Consider the following 15,600-nt stretch of genomic DNA (forward strand, 5'->3'; position numbering starts at 1 on the left):
TATGGAAAGTGGTAAGTTAGATTCTAAAGAACTCATAAATCTTTGTAGAAAAATGCGCCTTCATGCTTTAGATATGGCGTTGGCTGCTGGAAGACGAGGAGCCCATTTGAGTGGTAGCTTGTCCTGTATTGAAATCTATGCGGTACTTTATGGTTCTATTTTAAAGTATAATGTTTCAAATCCAAGATGGGAAGGACGTGATCGTTTTATTGCAGGTAAAGAGCATGCTCGATTGGCTGAATTTCCTGTAATGGCAGAAATGGGTTTTTTCCCAATTGAAGAGTTAAACTCATATGAAGAAGACAATGGTTTGTTAGTTGGTCATCAAAGGAATTTGGATTTAGGCTTAGAGTATGCTTCCTTAAGTCTGGGTATGGAGCTTTCCTTTGCGGTAGGTAAATCTATTTATGCTAAACAAAATAATCTTCCATATCATGTATATGTTCTTTTGGGAGATGCAGAATGTAATGAAGGTTCTATTTGGGAAGCTGTCCTTACAGCCGGACATTATAAATTGGATAATCTAACTGTGATTGTTGATAGGAACTATATGGCAGTAGATGGCAATACAGAAGATTGGATGGCACAAATGGATATGGAACTTAAGTTTAAATCTTTTGGTTGGGAATCTAAAACGGTGAATGGACATAGTGTTGAGCAGTTGATAGACTCATTACAATATAGACCAATTGATAAGCCTTATGCTTTGATAGCTGAAACGGTTAAAGGAAAAGGCGTTTCGTTTATGGAGAATAATAAATTATGGCATCAGGCTGTATTGTCAGAAGAGCAATATAAAACAGCTTACGCAGAAATTTTAAATTCATAGAGTATATGGTTATTAGTACTCCACTTATAAAAGCTTATGCAAGATTAGGGCAAAAAGGAGCAGCTGCCGGCATTGGTATGCTTGAAGTAGCTAAACGCGATCCTAATTTGAGAGTTGTAGTTGCAGATAGTATTGCTATTGCAAGCTTGGATAGATTTTATGCAAACTATCCGGATAAAGTCATTAATGTGGGCATTGCCGAGCAAAATATGATAGGTATTGCAGCTGGTATAGCATCTGAATCTGGTAGTAATGTGTTTGCTTGTACTTATGCTGAATTTATTATTGCAAGAACAGTTGAGATGATACGTCAAAATCTCTCTTATCATCAATTTAATGTTAAGTTAATAGGAAATTCTGCTGGTTTTGCAATGGAGACCTTAGCTGTGTCTCATTGGGCTACAGAAGATATTGCACTTGTAAGAGCTTTGCCTAATATAATTATTCTTTCAGCTTCTGACTGTTTGGCTGCAATTAAGTTAGTTATTGCTGCTTCTTTGATTAAAGGCCCGGTCTATGTACGGTTGTCTGGTGGATTAAATTGCCCTATTGTTTATGAAAAAGATTGTGATTTTACCATTGGTAAATCTAATATAATTAAAAAAGGTGAAGATGTTGCAATCCTTGCAACTGGTTTAATGGTTCGAGAGGCTATGGATGCCGCTGAAATGTTAAAAGAAAAGAATATTAATGCTACTGTGGTGGATATGTATACTATTAAACCTTTAGATACAGGACTTTTAGATACTATCTTCTCTACTCATCGTTTGGTTGTTACTGTTGAAGAGCATAATATTATTGGAGGATTGGGTAGTTCCATTGCCGAATATAAGTGTGATAATAATTTACATGCTAGATTAGTAAGAATAGGTGTAAATGATCGATTCGGGGAACTTGGTTCTTTGAGATATATTTGGAAACAGCATGGATTAACAGCTGAACAGATAGCTAGTAAAATTGAGTTTTTGTTAAAATAATCAGTTATGACAAATTTAGAGAAATATCAAAATGCGTTTGTGGAAGGTTTGGAACTTCCCTGTGAAAGTGTGGAAAGTGCAACGATGGATACTGTTGAACGTTGGGATTCTATTGGACAAATGAGTTTGATGGCAATTATTGAGGATGAGTTTCAAATTGAATTTGAACCTGATGAAATCATTGCTTTTACTTCTTATCAGGCAGGTTTGGACATTTTGAGGAAGCGTAATATCGAATTTTAGTTTATATGATTTTTGATATAGACAAAAAAAATAAGCTATCAACCGCTATTATTGATGATAGTGGGAATAGATTGACATATGGAGACTTAACAATCTTTTGTGATGCTTTGAAAAGGAAAATTCCTGAAAGAAAATTAGTGTTTTGTTTATGTAAAAACACTGCACCATCATTGGCGGGATTTTTGGCTTTGTATGACAATAAAGATGTTTCTTTACTACTTAATGCTAGTATAGAGAAAGGATTACTTGATAATCTTTATAATATCTATAAGCCTGAGTATATATGGTGTCCTTCAAATATGGAAGGGATTGGGGAAACGGAGATTATTGAAGAATATTTAGGCTATGTACTATATAGAACAACTAATGATACACCTGCTTTAAATCCTGATTTATCTTTGTTATTAACCACCTCAGGTACTACTGGAAGTCCTAAATTAGTACGTCATAAATATGGCAACATAGAAATTAATGCTCAAAATGTTGCAAATGTATTTGGATGGAATACTACTGAAAGGGGGATCTGTGATTTGCCAATGCAATATACTATGGGGCTGAATGTTATCAATAGTCATTTATATGCTGGCGCAACAGTTTTGCTTCTTTCTAATCATCTCTTAAGCCCGCTCTTTTGGAATTTTATTAAGGAACAAAGGGGAACTAATTTTACAGGAGTTCCATATAGCTATGAAATCCTGAAGAAAATGAAATTTACTCAAATGGATTTGCCATATCTCAAGACAATGGCTGAGGGCGGGGGGAAACTTTCAAATTCTCTATTTGAGTATTTTTCAAAATATGCCTCTGATAACGGTAAGCGGTTCATTGCAACTTTTGGCACTACAGAAACATCTGCTAGATTAGCTTATCTTCCAGCTGAGTTGGCAACTAAAAAATGTGCTAGTATAGGTTTCGCAATTCCAGGAGGAACTATTGTATTAAAAGATGACCAAGGTAAAGTTGTAGTCAATTCTAATGTAGAGGGAGAATTGTGTTATCAAGGTCCTAATGTGACAATGGGATATGCGGAGTCTGTAGAGGATCTGGTGAAAGGCGATGAGTTTAAAGGTGAATATTGTACTGGTGACATAGCCTTTAGGGATGAGGACGGCTGTTATTTTATTATTGGTAGGAAAAAACGTTTCTTAAAGTTATTCGGACTGCGAGTTAGTTTAGACCAATGTGAGAAAATAATAGCAGATGGATTATTTATTGATTGTGCATGTAGTGGAAATGATGATAGAATGTTTGTGTATGTAACAGAGGCAGGAAAAGAAGAACAAGTTAAAAAACTCATTTCAATAAAAACAGGGCTCCCTTTAACATCCTTTACTGTAAAATGTGTAGATGAAATTTATCGAAATGAGTCTGGCAAGATCAATTATCGGAAATTAGATAACGAATATGGCATTTTTTAAGATAGATAATGTAAAAATAGCAGGAATCTCTGCTTGCGTGCCTCCGAAGCAAGTTGAGAATATAGATTCTATTCTCATAGAAGATAAAAAAGAATTAGAGAAATACATAGAAACCACCGGAGTCAAAAGAAGATATATTGCCGAAGAGGGAATTTGTTCTTCTGATTTGTGTTTAGAGGCAGCAGAAAGATTAATTGAGAAATTGGATTGGGAAAAGGAAGAAATTGAGTGCTTGATATTTGTCTCTCAAACCCCGGATTATATTTTTCCAGCTACAGCATGTGTCCTTCAAGACAGATTAAAGCTTTCTTCTAACTGTATGAGTTTTGATATCACGATGAGTTGTCCTGGTTGGATTTACGGACTTTCCGCAATCTCTGCAATTTTGAGTGCTGGGAAAATTAAGAAAGGGCTATTGCTTGTAGGGGAAACATCTACCAAAGCTAAATCTCCTTATGACAGAGTAAATTTGTTGGCTGGTGATGCTGGAACAGCTACGGCTCTTGAATTTAATACATCAGCTTCACCGATCATCTTTGATATGCATACTGATGGAAGTAATTTTAAATCATTGATTATTCCTGATGGTGGATATAGAAACCCTGTAACTAAAGAATCTTTTGAGTATGTAATGTGTAAGGATGATATTTTGAGAAATAGACTTCAAGCGAATATGGAAGGAGATAGTATTTTTTCTTTTGCAGTAAATACTGCTCCTAAAGAGATTAATGCACTTTTATCTAAACTAGCAGTAGATAAGGCTGATGTAGACTATTTCTTGATTCATCAGGCAAATCAAATGATTAATAAGTTTATTCAAAAGCGGCTGAAAGTTGATGATTCTAAGTGTATATATAATATCACAGATTTTGGTAATACATCATCTACATCCATACCATTAATGATCATTAGTAAACTTAGAGAAAAGTTTAATGGGAAGAAAATTGTGTGTAGTGCCTTTGGTACAGGTTTGGCATGGGGAACTATGGTTATGGATACATCTACGGACGGGGTTTTTCCTGAATTGATAAGATATGCTGGCGATAAAACAGATAATTAACTCTGTTTACAATTCCAATACATTCCTGCTTTACACGAAGAATAGTAGTGAATGCTGGCTTGTTGATGCGGGAGATGCGGATAAAGTGATAGACGCTATTCCCGAAGGAAAAAAGTTAGTTGGTGTATTGTTTACTCATACTCATTATGACCATATTTATGGTATTAATGAACTGTTGAGGCAATATCCTGAGTTGATTCTCTATACAAATGAATTTGGAAAAACAGCTTTATTGTCACCTAAATTGAATTGTTCACGTTATCACATGGAGGCAGAAGATATCGTTTGCTGTCGGCCAGAGAATATTATTACTATTAATGAAGGGGAAAAATTGAGGCTCTTTACTGACAATGATAGTTTTGTGTCGGTTTATGCGACTCCGGGGCATGATAAAAGCTGTTTATGCTATACAGTAAGTGGCTGTTTCTTCAGTGGTGATTCATATATACCAGGCTTGAAAGTGATTGCTTCTTTTCCTAATAGTAGTCGAGTTGATGCAGAAATCTCTCAGCAACGAATAATACAATTGTCTCGTAACTTAAGTTTATATCCTGGTCATGGAAGCGTAGAATATGGTAGAGAATAACATGGTAAGACTCCTTTTGTTATTGATGATTGTTTTGAATTCTGAGAGTATTAGTGCTGGGAAAGATTCTTCCCCATACATCATTTCTACAAAAAAAATATATACGGGAAAACCCTATGCTTCATTTACATCATTGATTAATTATAAAGGACGCTTTTATTGTGCATTTCGAGAGGCAAAAAAACATTATGATCCTAGTGGAGAAGATGTTGGGATTATTAGAATTTTACACTCAAAAAACGGGAAACGTTGGCAGCCTTTTTTATCGTATAGTGTAGATGGTATAGATTTACGGGATCCAAAACTCACAGTAACGCCGGAAGGAAAAGTTATGCTGTTGGTAGAAGAAGTAAAATATGAGAATAAAGTGGCTGTTTTAAGAAAATCATGTGTCAGCTTTTTCTCTTCCAATAAATCACATACAGAGTTGGTCCCTATAAGTTTTAAACCTAATATGGATTGGAATTGGTTATGGGATGTGTCATGGATAGATGGAATAGCTTATGGCTATATTTATGCACCTTATTTTGCTTTTGTAAAATCTTCTGATGGTATTAACTATAAACTTGTAGATAAACCTGCAATTGATAATTCTCCGACAGAGGCATCGGTGGTGAAGTTAAAGGATAAATTTTTCTCCGTTGTGCGGCGAAAACAGAATGCTTATGTGGGAATAAGTAATGATGGTGATCAATGGCAATGGAAAGATGGAGGTATACGGATCGGATGTCCTAAACTATTTACTTATAAGGATAACGTTTATACAGTTGGGCGTGCCTATAATGGTAAAATGAATTGCACAGCTCTATTTAAGGTTGATCAAACTAGTGGCAAGTTAGTGATGTTGCTTGAATTATCATCAGATATGGATAGTGCGTATCCTGGCGCAGTTGTAAAAGATGGAATACTTTATATTTCATATTATCAAGGAGATTTAATGAAAAGTTCTATCTATTTTTCACGGATAAAATTGTAAGACAATGAATTCTATTTATTCACAAGTAGTCAATCCAAACCAAGAATTTTCTATTGTTGGTGGATTACGTAGTCATGGTGAGCACATACGGATATTGATTTTGGGAGCTTTTGGGTTTATTGGTACAAATATTTTAAAGTTTATTGATGATTATCTTTCTGGACAGTATGAAGTTGTAGTATTTGATAGGACAAATAAGCATCCTAAGGGAGTGAAAATAAATTCTATTTCAAAGGTTTATACTGGCGATATAACATCTACTTTGGACATAGAAAATATATTTAGGAATGAAGCTGAGTTTGATGTTGTTTTGCATTTAGTTACCACAACAGTTCCTGCTGCATCAAATGACTATAGATATGACATAGAAACTAATTTGATTTCTACTATTCAATTATTAGAAATGTGCAAAAAATATAAGGCACATAAAATAATCTATTTATCTTCTGGGGGGGCTATCTATGGTGACATGGCGGATGCTCATTCGGAAAATCAGGTAGCTAAGCCGATATCTTCGTATGGAATAACCAAATTGGCTGTTGAAAATTATATGTATCTTTATAAAAGACTCTTTGACTTAGATTATCTAATTGTCAGGTTGTCAAATCCATATGGTCCATATCATTATTCAACGAAGCAGGGAGTTATAAATATTGCTATACAAAAAGCTTTGAGAGGTGAAAAACTGTCTATATGGGGAGATGGGACAGGGTGTAAAGATTATATCTATATTGAAGATTTTTGCAGAATACTATTTATTTTAATAAATATGAATTACAAGAATGAGATTGTTAATATTGGCTCTGGGTCTGTATATTCTTTAAATGATATAGTTGAAACCATTCATAAACAATTGCCTTCTTTTGGATGGGAATATACATGTTGTCACCAAAGCGATGTAGTCGATTTTACATTGGATATAAGTAAATTGTTATCTATAATAGGAGATGTGAGATTTGTAGCGTTAGCAGAAGGTATTTCTAAAACTTTGGCTTGGCATAAAGACAACAAATTTGTTCTGTAGGTATTATATTAAAAATATTGATTAATGAAAATACTTCATTTAATTATAGATCATCAAGTGATTGAGAGGATGCTTGGGGTATATGAGAATGTTTTTCCATATCATAATGATGTTATTATATTTAGTTTGACTACTAATTTCAAACATTTGCATAAGTATAAAGAATGTCCAGTAATTCTGCGAAATCAAGGTGAAAAAGAAGGAAAAATTTTTGATTTTTCTGATTATACTCATATCATTGCTCATTATTTAACAATGGATATGATTGACTTTATCAAGTCAGCACCCATAGATGTTCATGTTTGCTGGGAGGTGTATGGAGCTGATTTGTATAATCAATTTTTGGAGCCAAATGGTTTTAAATTATACTATACAAATCCTGTGAGATATGACAAATATAGAGTCTTTAGGAGGTATTTGCCATGTTTATTTAAACTGGCTCTTGAAGTTAAAGGGTATGAGTATCAATTTAACTTTCAAATTAATAGACAATTTAAATATATTTCTCATCGAATAAATAGTATTCAACATTGTTGTTATTATGATGCAGCGCTTATAGAACAGTATGCTTCAAGAAAGATCCATTCTTATGAGGTTTTTAATTATTCATTATCAGAAGTCTTAGGAAAATTGATAGATACTCCTTTTTTTGACGGTGATACGATTATGGTGGGTAACTCAGCTTCTTACTCTAATAATCATTTGTATGTACTGAATCTCCTGAAGAGAATGGATTTGAAAGATGAACTGAAATTTACTCTTGTTTTGTCTTATGGTGGTAGCAAACAATATGTGAGTGAAGTTGAAAATGCTTATAATTCCTCTTTTCCTCAAAACGTTGAAGTACTTACAAATTATCTTCCACTCCAGGTTTATAATCAGATATTTCTTAAAGTACGCTCTATGGTAATGTCTGCCTGGAGGCAGGAGTCTATAGGAACGATAATTATGGGACTTTACCTGGGTATTAAGGTTTTTATGTCAGAAAGAAGTCCTTTATATAAGTGGTTTGTGGATTGTGGATTTAACATTTTTGCAATAGAGACAGCAAAAGGAGAGGATTTGGATACTCCATTGTCCACTAAAGATAAGCAACGAAACAGGGAGCTTGTTTTGGAGCGTTATAATGAGGAAAGAATAGCTCGGTCTCTTAAGGAAAACATAGTGGATTAATGGCAGAAACTGGTAAGTCTTTTGTTAAGAAATTTGTGGGTTTTTCTGTTGTGACCTGGATTTCTTTTATTATAAGTTTTTTATCTGCACCTATATCTACGCGGCTATTTGATCCTTCTGTGTTAGGTAAGATAAATATATTTAATACATATACCAATCTTTGGGGGATTTTAATTTTAGTAGGATTGGATCAGGCTTATGCTCGATTTTATTATGAACGACCTAATAACAGAACTATTGGATATCTTTTTACATTTTGTTTTGCAGTGACTTATTCTTTGATTTTACTGTTTGTTATTCTTGCAATACCATTTAGAGATTTTTTGTCTCGAGTGATGTTTCAGGAGAAAGACAATTTGCTGTTGTGGCTATTTTTTTTGAGTGTTTTTTGTACTGCTACATTGAGATATTTGAACTTGACATATCGGATGGAGAAGGATATCAAGTTGTATACTATACAAGGTGTCTTAATGGCTTTAGTTTCTAAGGTTCTCTACATCGGGGTTGGTTTTTGGGATTCTTCTTATAAGCCAGCTTTAATAGTGTTGACGATCTCTCATCTTATTCTTGCGTTAGCATTTTTATTTATACAGGGAGAGCGTTTTGAAAAAATAAAAAAGTATGATAAAGAGGCTACAAAAGAAATATTTTCTTTTGCTATTCCATTAATACCTGTTTCTGTATTGATGTGGGCTAACTCTTCTATTCCGCAGATTGTAATGCAAAATACAATGGACTATCACAGTGTTGGTATTTTTACTTCTGCCGTTGCTTTGGCAAACATAATACTACTTGTGCAAGCTGGATTTAATACTTTTTGGGTACCTTATACTTATGAAAATTATAAGACACAAACCGGACAATTTTTTAAAGTTCATCGCTATTTAGTTTGTGTCTTAACTCTATTTGGCTTGTTTATTGTTCTTTCTCAAGATGCTATTTTTTTATTGCTTGGAGAGAAGTATAGGGCTGCCAAGACATTTTTTCCCTTCTTGATTTTGGCTCCGGTCTGTTATATTATCGGTGAGACGACAGGGATGGGTATTGGAATCTCAAAAAAGACTTATTTGAATATAGCTGTGTTTATTGTTTCTGTTTTTGTCAATCTCTTTTTCTGTATGTTGCTACGTATTCCGATGGGAATTCCTGGAATTGCTATTGCTACATCAATGGCGGCTATAGTCTCTATGATTCTAAAAACATACCTTGGCGAGAAACACTATCATGTGGTGGATTCGTATAAGTATATGTTTTTTTCGGTGACGGTTATTACTGCCAGTGCTATCATAACCTTATTCGTGGAAAATGTTTGTGTAAAATATACTCTTTTATTGGGTGCTGCGTTTACTGCGGCGTTATTTTTCAGACATGAGGTGAATGACTTATTTAGATACACAAAAAGCTTTGTTAGGTAGCCAATGTTATATACCTTTTCTCTACTTTTTTGTCTTTTTATTGCGATATGGTATGATATTTTAGGTCAATCAAAATATAAAAATACTTGGTATCATATTTTATTATTTTGGTTCATTACCATATCAGCATTGCAGTTTCAAGTTGGTACTGATGTTCCTCATTATATGAAGGAATATAAGCTGTTTGATGTCGATAACTTTAGATTTTCCGATTTGTTTGAAGGAGGAGAAGATAGACGGCAGCCTGGATGGATTCTTTTGATGTATGTGTGCAGATTCTTCACTGGTGAGTTTGTATTTTTTAAAATAATCCAAGCCGTATTCCTAAATATGGCTGTTTTCTCATTTTTTAGGAGGGAAACCAAGAATGTTTTTTTATGTATATTTCTTTATGCACTTATTAGCTACTTGGTATTAAACTTTAATTTATTGCGCCAGTCTTTTGCTTTAGGTTTTGCTTTATATGGTTATTCCTATTTAAGGAGTAAGCAAATAGCTAAGTATTTATTGTGTGTGTTTGCTGCGTTTATGTTTCATAATTCTGCTTTTATATTGATATTTCCATTGCTTGTTGAGTTCTTGAAATTTAATAAAATCACGCTATGGATGACCTTAAGTTTGATAATTATATTTATTTATTTTCTTTCTACTGTAGATGTAGGTATACTTTTGGCAGACTTTTTTACATCTGGATCTGTTAATTCGAATATCTCTTCTATCGGTTTAGGATATATGCAAAGTGAGGATCTGGGAGTAAGAGATGAATTCTCTATTTTTTCTATAAGACGTTTGTGTATAGCTTTTGTATTGATATATTTTCTTTTTAAATCAAAGGATACTCCATTAGCCTATATGGGATTTGCATATCTGGTAATAAATATTTTAGTGAGTATTTTCCCAATTATTTGGCGTTTTAGGATTTATTTTGATATTAGTTATCTAATTATACTTGCTGCATTTGTTAAGGAATTTAAAATTCCTAAATTAAAGTGTTTTTCCAAATGGATGTCAATAGCTGTCATTTGTATAATTTCTTATTTTTTCTTAAGCGATTATCTTATTCCCTATGAGGGATCTTCAATGAGGTATATTGATCAATATTATCCCTATCATTCTGTATTTGATCCTATAATAGAGTACAAGCGGTTGAATTATTTTTAATTTACTTTAGATGTACTTTAATGAATAATTGTTGTTTTTGTGAATGTGTTGAAACGAATATATATTTAGTAAATCATATATAATGAATATGTTGAATATTTTGAAAAATAGAAAAATAATTGATTTTATTAATTCACATCCAATAAAATTGTACATTAGCCACTATGCAAATATAATTGCCTATATTAATAAGAAAAAAAACAGAAATCTAGATTTCTTTTATAGTAGAATTCCCAAGAATTTTCAATTTGTATTTAATAACAGGTGTTCACAATACATATTTTGGAAATTGGCAATTATTACTGAACCAATAATATCACTTGTCATTGTAACAATTTTGCTTCTCCCTTTTATAGTGTTGTCTATTATTATTAGAAAAAAGAAGATTACCAATAAACTATATTTATCATATGCTATTCTTCTAAGGAAAAGAGTTGAAATAGCAGACTTGTATTCATCATCTACCGATTGGCTATATCCATTGTTTATTCCTACATCGATGGAAAAGGTTGTGGATAAAAATGTACATAATGTATTTGAGGGTATAAATGTGTTCGATGTCTTTAAGGCCTACTTGTATTCTATATTCACCATATTAATATCTGTCTTTTTTTTGCGATTTAAATATTTATTTAGAAATTATGTTTGTTTTGAGTATTACCTAACAGCTGACTTTTTAAAAAAGTTATCTAATGATGTTGAGATATCATTTGCAAATCAAATAGATCGTTGGGCAATTCTTTTTGATCATGCGCCTCAAAAAAGAAAAGTTCTTTTTCAACATGGAATAGAAATGCCTGAATCTGATTGGCCTATTAAACTTAAAAATATAACTCTTTTATATGCATTATCAAAAAACGAAGCAAAGTTATTAATAAAGGCCACTATTCTTTCAAAACCGATTGTGAGGATATTACCTCCAACGATTCAACTGACAAATTATAATGTGGAAAATAAATCTAATGTGTTGATAGTTGGATATCCAGCTTATGGATTGTTTGATAAGGAAAGAGATCTAATATATGGAATAGATTTGGACAAGGTAAATCTTTTTTTGAAACTCCATCCTGGGGTGCAAGATATTTCTAAGTATAAAGAATTACAAAGGAAAAGAAATTATATTTTAATAGAAAACGATACTTTTCCGAATGTTGATTTCGTAATATCATATAGATCAACTCTTGCAGTAGAATATGAGGTTTATAATAAATGTGTTTTATTCTATAATGATTATTCGATTGAAGAAATTTGTAAAATAGTAAATAAACAGTAAAATGTCAATTTTTAAAGGTAAAGTTCTTTTGATTACTGGAGGTACAGGTTCTTTCGGTAATGCAGTTTTACGTCGTTTTCTTGATTCAGATATTAAGGAGATACGTATATTTTCACGAGATGAAAAGAAACAGGATGATATGCGTCATGCTTTACAAAATCCTAAAGTGAAATTTTATATTGGTAATGTACGTGATAAGGCTTCTGTTGATGTGGCTATGCGTGGTGTAGATTATGTGTTTGCTGCTGCAGCTTTAAAACAAGTGCCAAGTTGTGAATTTTTTCCAATGGAGGCAACAATGACCAATGTGATAGGTACTGGTAATGTGCTTGCATCAGCAATTGAACATGGTGTGAAGAATGTGGTTGTGCTTTCGACAGATAAGGCTGCATATCCTATTAATGCTATGGGCATCAGCAAGGCACTGATGGAGAAAATTGCGATGGCCAAAGGACGTGAATTGGGGGAAAATGCGCAAACGACTATTTGCTGTACGCGTTATGGAAATGTAATGGCAAGTCGTGGTTCGGTGATTCCATTGTGGGTAGAGCAAATAGAACAGGGAAACCCTATAACTATAACCGATCCCAATATGACACGTTTCATGATGACATTGGATGATGCAGTTGATTTAGTTATTTATGCATTTATGCATGGGAAGAATGGAGATCTTTTTGTCCAAAAAGCTCCAGCAGCTACTCTTGAAACGCTTGCAGAAGCTTTAAAGCAGGTTTATGCAGAAATTAATCCTAAGTATGGTGACACCGAAGTGAAAGTTATTGGTACTCGTCATGGAGAAAAACTTTATGAGACACTTGTTACTCGTGAAGAAATGGCTAAGGCTATAGATATGGGGGATTATTATCGTATTCCCTGTGATAATCGTGATTTGAACTATGATAAATTTTTTAATGAAGGAAATAAAGAAATTGCTAAAATAGAAGATTATCATAGTCATAACACTCGTCGTCTTGATATAGGGGGAATGAAAGAATTACTTCTAAAGCTTCGATTTATTCGTGAAGATTTAGGTCTTCAGCAACGTTCTAAAGCGAAAGAAATACGTTCAGAGTAAAGTTTATATATTCTCAGTAGAGATCATTTTCTCATGTCAGATTTTAGTTGTTTTTTATCTACCTCTCGCCTATCTGACATCTTCAGTTATAATTTGTTTTAATAGATTAACTAGAATAACTACCTAATTTAAATTTAGGTAGATGATGGTTATTTGTACTAATTTATACTTAATAAATTGAACATAAAATTAGATTATTCAGATATTGAGTTTCAGGAGAATGGTAAACTGAAACTCTTGATTATTGTGGGTACACGTCCAGAGATTATTCGTTTGGCGGCTGTCATAAATAAATGCCGTAAATATTTTGATTGTATACTGGCTCATACAGGACAGAATTATGATTATAACTTGAATGGGATTTTTTTTCGTGACTTGAAATTGAAAGCACCAGAAGTGTATATGGATGCTGTGGGAGATGACTTGGGTGCCACAATGGGAAATATTATTAATGCCAGTTATAAACTGATGTTTCAAGTGAAGCCTGATGCCGTATTAGTACTGGGAGATACAAATTCTTGTCTCAGTGTAATAAGCGCTAAACGATTGCATATTCCTATTTTTCACATGGAGGCTGGTAACCGTTGTTTTGACGAATGTTTGCCAGAAGAAACTAACCGTCGTATTGTAGACATTATCTCCGATATGAATCTTTGTTATTCGGAACATGCTCGCAGATATTTGAATGTTTCAGGAGTCGCAAAAGAGCGTACTTATGTGACTGGTTCGCCTATGGCAGAAGTACTCCATGAGAATCTACAGGAAATAGAGTCTTCAGATATCCACAGAAGATTGAATTTGCAAAAAGGGAAATACATTTTGCTGTCAGCTCATAGAGAAGAGAATATTGATACAGAAAGGAATTTTTGTTCTTTGTTTAATGCCATTAATGCTATGGCAGGAAAGTATGACATGCCGATTCTTTATAGTTGCCATCCTCGTAGTCGTAATCGGTTGACTACAAGTGGATTCAAACTTGATTCTCGTGTAATACAGCACGAACCTCTTGGATTTCATGATTACAATTGTCTACAGATGAATGCATATGCTGTAGTGAGTGATAGTGGGACTTTGCCGGAGGAAAGCAGTTTCTTTACTTCGGTGGGTTATCCTTTTCCTGCTATTTGTATTCGTACAAGTACGGAACGTCCGGAGGCGTTGGATAAAGGCGGATTTGTATTGGCTGGCATTGATGAAAAGTCATTATTGCAGGCAGTAGATACGGCTGTTGAAATGAATAATAATGGAGATAATGGCGTTCCTGTTCCTGATTATATGGATGAGAATGTATCGACTAAAGTTGTGAAACTTATTCAGAGTTATACTGGAGTAGTAAACAAGATGGTTTGGAGAAAGTAGAGAAGGATTATGACAATTCTTGAGAAGTTTAAAGGTATAAAAGTTCTGGAAGTAACTGATGATTATTTCTTAGGTTCTAAAGGTTACCAAATTTTTAAATATGATTTTTCTTTAAAAAAATATGATTTTTTTGCTAGTGTCATAGATAAATATAGTTTTTTTTCTAAATATTCTTTACTTCGGAGATTTTTACGTGCTGAGATAAATGGATTATATTCACTAAAAAATGGAGGCTATTTGGTAATTGCAAAGAAAGGTATATTCTATAAAAATAATCATTCTTCTGTTTTTAGAAAGGTGTTTTCTATACCAAGAGGATCTAGACCTTTAAATTTGTGTGAGTTGCCTAATGGGCATATTTATTGGGGTGAATACTTTGCCAATATTGGAAAAGAAGCTGTTCATGTATATGTATCTATTGATGGTGGCTTGACTTGGAAAATAGCCTACACTTTTTCTGAAGGCAATATAAATCATATTCATGGCTTATTTTGGGATGAATTTACAAACCGGTTATGGTTTTGCACAGGAGATAGAGAGAATGAATGTATTATTGGCTATACTGAGGATGAATTTAAGACAATAGTTGAGGTATTTAGAGGAAACCAAGAATATCGTTCGTGTCAGTTGTTCTTTTATGAACATTTTGTTGTTTTTGCTACAGATTCTCAATATGTGCAGAATGAAATCAAAATGTTTGCTAGAGATTCTATGCAAATTAATTCATTGGTAAAAATACAGGGAACTGCCATAAAGGGAGGACAGTTAGGGAATATATCTTTTCTTTCGACGACAGTAGAACCATCTGAAATGAATAAAGATAGATACTCACATTTGTGGATTACGGATGATGGCATAAGTTGGCGTGAAATCTTCAAAGAGAAGAAAGATATATGGCCGTTTATATTTCAATTTGGTAGTATAGAATTTCCCAGATATAAATGTAGTAGAGTATTGCAAAGAATATTCTTTAATGGGAGAGCATTGAAGAATATAGATGGATGTTCGCTCTCAATATCTATTGAATAGAA

At 33.3% G+C, this 15,600-nt stretch carries 15 protein-coding genes; all 15 read left to right on the forward strand.

Translation table 11 applies throughout. The features are described 5' to 3' along the window. Position 1 precedes the first annotated feature (1 nt). The 15 genes from K429_RS0123125 to K429_RS0123195 all read left to right on the forward strand — a co-directional run bounded on the left by K429_RS0123125 (position 2) and on the right by K429_RS0123195 (position 15,598). Entirely contained in the window at positions 2-829 is an 828-nt protein-coding gene (locus K429_RS0123125; protein ID WP_029328249.1) for a transketolase, read from the forward strand. Positions 830-834: 5 nt separating this feature from the next. Continuing rightward, positions 835-1,806: a transketolase family protein gene (locus K429_RS0123130; protein ID WP_029328250.1), complete on the forward strand. Its 972-nt coding sequence runs from the start codon at positions 835-837 to the stop codon at positions 1,804-1,806. A gap of 6 nt (positions 1,807-1,812) precedes the next feature. Further along, complete coding sequence (locus K429_RS0123135) at positions 1,813-2,049, forward strand: phosphopantetheine-binding protein (RefSeq protein ID WP_007663580.1); 237 nt, start codon at positions 1,813-1,815, stop codon at positions 2,047-2,049. Between the two features lie 5 nt (positions 2,050-2,054). After that, the gene (locus K429_RS0123140) at positions 2,055-3,467 is read left to right on the forward strand and encodes an AMP-binding protein (RefSeq protein ID WP_029328251.1); all 1,413 of its coding nucleotides are present in this window, start codon (positions 2,055-2,057) and stop codon (positions 3,465-3,467) included. Beyond that, complete coding sequence (locus tag K429_RS0123145; RefSeq protein ID WP_009129074.1) at positions 3,454-4,527, forward strand: 3-oxoacyl-ACP synthase III family protein; 1,074 nt, start codon at positions 3,454-3,456, stop codon at positions 4,525-4,527. Before K429_RS0123140 ends, K429_RS0123145 begins: the two co-directional genes overlap by 14 nt. Further along, positions 4,502-5,113, forward strand: a complete 612-nt coding sequence (locus tag K429_RS0123150; RefSeq protein ID WP_029328252.1) for an MBL fold metallo-hydrolase — start codon at positions 4,502-4,504, stop codon at positions 5,111-5,113. Before K429_RS0123145 ends, K429_RS0123150 begins: the two co-directional genes overlap by 26 nt. Beyond that, a complete protein-coding gene (locus K429_RS0123155; protein WP_029328253.1) occupies positions 5,100-6,089 on the forward strand; it encodes a hypothetical protein in 990 nt (329 codons plus the stop codon). Before K429_RS0123150 ends, K429_RS0123155 begins: the two co-directional genes overlap by 14 nt. Positions 6,090-6,093: 4 nt before the next feature. Continuing rightward, on the forward strand, positions 6,094-7,113 hold the full coding sequence (locus K429_RS0123160) for an NAD-dependent epimerase/dehydratase family protein (protein ID WP_029328254.1): 1,020 nt from the start codon (positions 6,094-6,096) through the stop codon (positions 7,111-7,113). Positions 7,114-7,137: 24 nt separating this feature from the next. Then, entirely contained in the window at positions 7,138-8,286 is a 1,149-nt protein-coding gene (locus tag K429_RS0123165; RefSeq protein ID WP_029328255.1) for a TDP-N-acetylfucosamine:lipid II N-acetylfucosaminyltransferase, read from the forward strand. Then, positions 8,286-9,701 (forward strand): lipopolysaccharide biosynthesis protein, encoded by a 1,416-nt coding sequence (locus K429_RS0123170; protein WP_029328256.1) that lies wholly within the window; start codon positions 8,286-8,288, stop codon positions 9,699-9,701. The genes K429_RS0123165 and K429_RS0123170 overlap by 1 nt, the downstream gene beginning before the upstream one ends. A 3-nt stretch (positions 9,702-9,704) precedes the next feature. Then, the gene (locus K429_RS0123175) at positions 9,705-10,862 is read left to right on the forward strand and encodes an EpsG family protein (RefSeq protein WP_029328257.1); all 1,158 of its coding nucleotides are present in this window, start codon (positions 9,705-9,707) and stop codon (positions 10,860-10,862) included. 88 nt (positions 10,863-10,950) lie between these two features. Beyond that, positions 10,951-12,135 carry a hypothetical protein gene (locus tag K429_RS0123180; protein ID WP_155923472.1) on the forward strand — a complete coding sequence of 395 codons (1,185 nt, stop codon included), beginning with the start codon at positions 10,951-10,953 and terminating at the stop codon, positions 12,133-12,135. Between the two features lies 1 nt (position 12,136). Next, positions 12,137-13,210, forward strand: coding sequence for a polysaccharide biosynthesis protein (locus K429_RS0123185; protein ID WP_029328259.1), 1,074 nt, complete (start codon positions 12,137-12,139; stop codon positions 13,208-13,210). Between the two features lie 177 nt (positions 13,211-13,387). Further along, positions 13,388-14,569 carry a non-hydrolyzing UDP-N-acetylglucosamine 2-epimerase gene (wecB, locus tag K429_RS0123190; RefSeq protein WP_029328260.1) on the forward strand — a complete coding sequence of 394 codons (1,182 nt, stop codon included), beginning with the start codon at positions 13,388-13,390 and terminating at the stop codon, positions 14,567-14,569. 9 nt (positions 14,570-14,578) lie between these two features. Next, on the forward strand, positions 14,579-15,598 hold the full coding sequence (locus tag K429_RS0123195; RefSeq protein ID WP_029328261.1) for a hypothetical protein: 1,020 nt from the start codon (positions 14,579-14,581) through the stop codon (positions 15,596-15,598). The last annotated feature ends 2 nt before the right edge of the window (positions 15,599-15,600 follow it).

Source organism: Bacteroides sp. 14(A), from assembly GCF_000526555.1.
Lineage (GTDB): Bacteria > Bacteroidota > Bacteroidia > Bacteroidales > Bacteroidaceae > Bacteroides > Bacteroides cellulosilyticus.

Excerpts from the sequence above, each read along its gene's own strand:
- K429_RS0123165 (WP_029328255.1), top strand. The coding sequence starts at position 7,138 with ATGAAAATACTTCATTTAATTATAGATCATCAAGTGATTGAGAGGATG.
- K429_RS0123195 (WP_029328261.1), top strand. The coding sequence starts at position 14,579 with ATGACAATTCTTGAGAAGTTTAAAGGTATAAAAGTTCTGGAAGTAACT.
- K429_RS0123150 (WP_029328252.1), top strand. The coding sequence starts at position 4,502 with ATGCTGGCGATAAAACAGATAATTAACTCTGTTTACAATTCCAATACA.
- K429_RS0123170 (WP_029328256.1), top strand. The coding sequence starts at position 8,286 with ATGGCAGAAACTGGTAAGTCTTTTGTTAAGAAATTTGTGGGTTTTTCT.
- K429_RS0123160 (WP_029328254.1), top strand. The coding sequence starts at position 6,094 with ATGAATTCTATTTATTCACAAGTAGTCAATCCAAACCAAGAATTTTCT.
- K429_RS0123130 (WP_029328250.1), top strand. The coding sequence starts at position 835 with ATGGTTATTAGTACTCCACTTATAAAAGCTTATGCAAGATTAGGGCAA.
- K429_RS0123135 (WP_007663580.1), top strand. The coding sequence starts at position 1,813 with ATGACAAATTTAGAGAAATATCAAAATGCGTTTGTGGAAGGTTTGGAA.
- K429_RS0123155 (WP_029328253.1), top strand. The coding sequence starts at position 5,100 with ATGGTAGAGAATAACATGGTAAGACTCCTTTTGTTATTGATGATTGTT.
- K429_RS0123125 (WP_029328249.1), top strand. The coding sequence starts at position 2 with ATGGAAAGTGGTAAGTTAGATTCTAAAGAACTCATAAATCTTTGTAGA.
- K429_RS0123145 (WP_009129074.1), top strand. The coding sequence starts at position 3,454 with ATGGCATTTTTTAAGATAGATAATGTAAAAATAGCAGGAATCTCTGCT.
- K429_RS0123185 (WP_029328259.1), top strand. The coding sequence starts at position 12,137 with ATGTCAATTTTTAAAGGTAAAGTTCTTTTGATTACTGGAGGTACAGGT.
- K429_RS0123180 (WP_155923472.1), top strand. The coding sequence starts at position 10,951 with ATGTTGAATATTTTGAAAAATAGAAAAATAATTGATTTTATTAATTCA.
- K429_RS0123175 (WP_029328257.1), top strand. The coding sequence starts at position 9,705 with ATGTTATATACCTTTTCTCTACTTTTTTGTCTTTTTATTGCGATATGG.
- K429_RS0123140 (WP_029328251.1), top strand. The coding sequence starts at position 2,055 with ATGATTTTTGATATAGACAAAAAAAATAAGCTATCAACCGCTATTATT.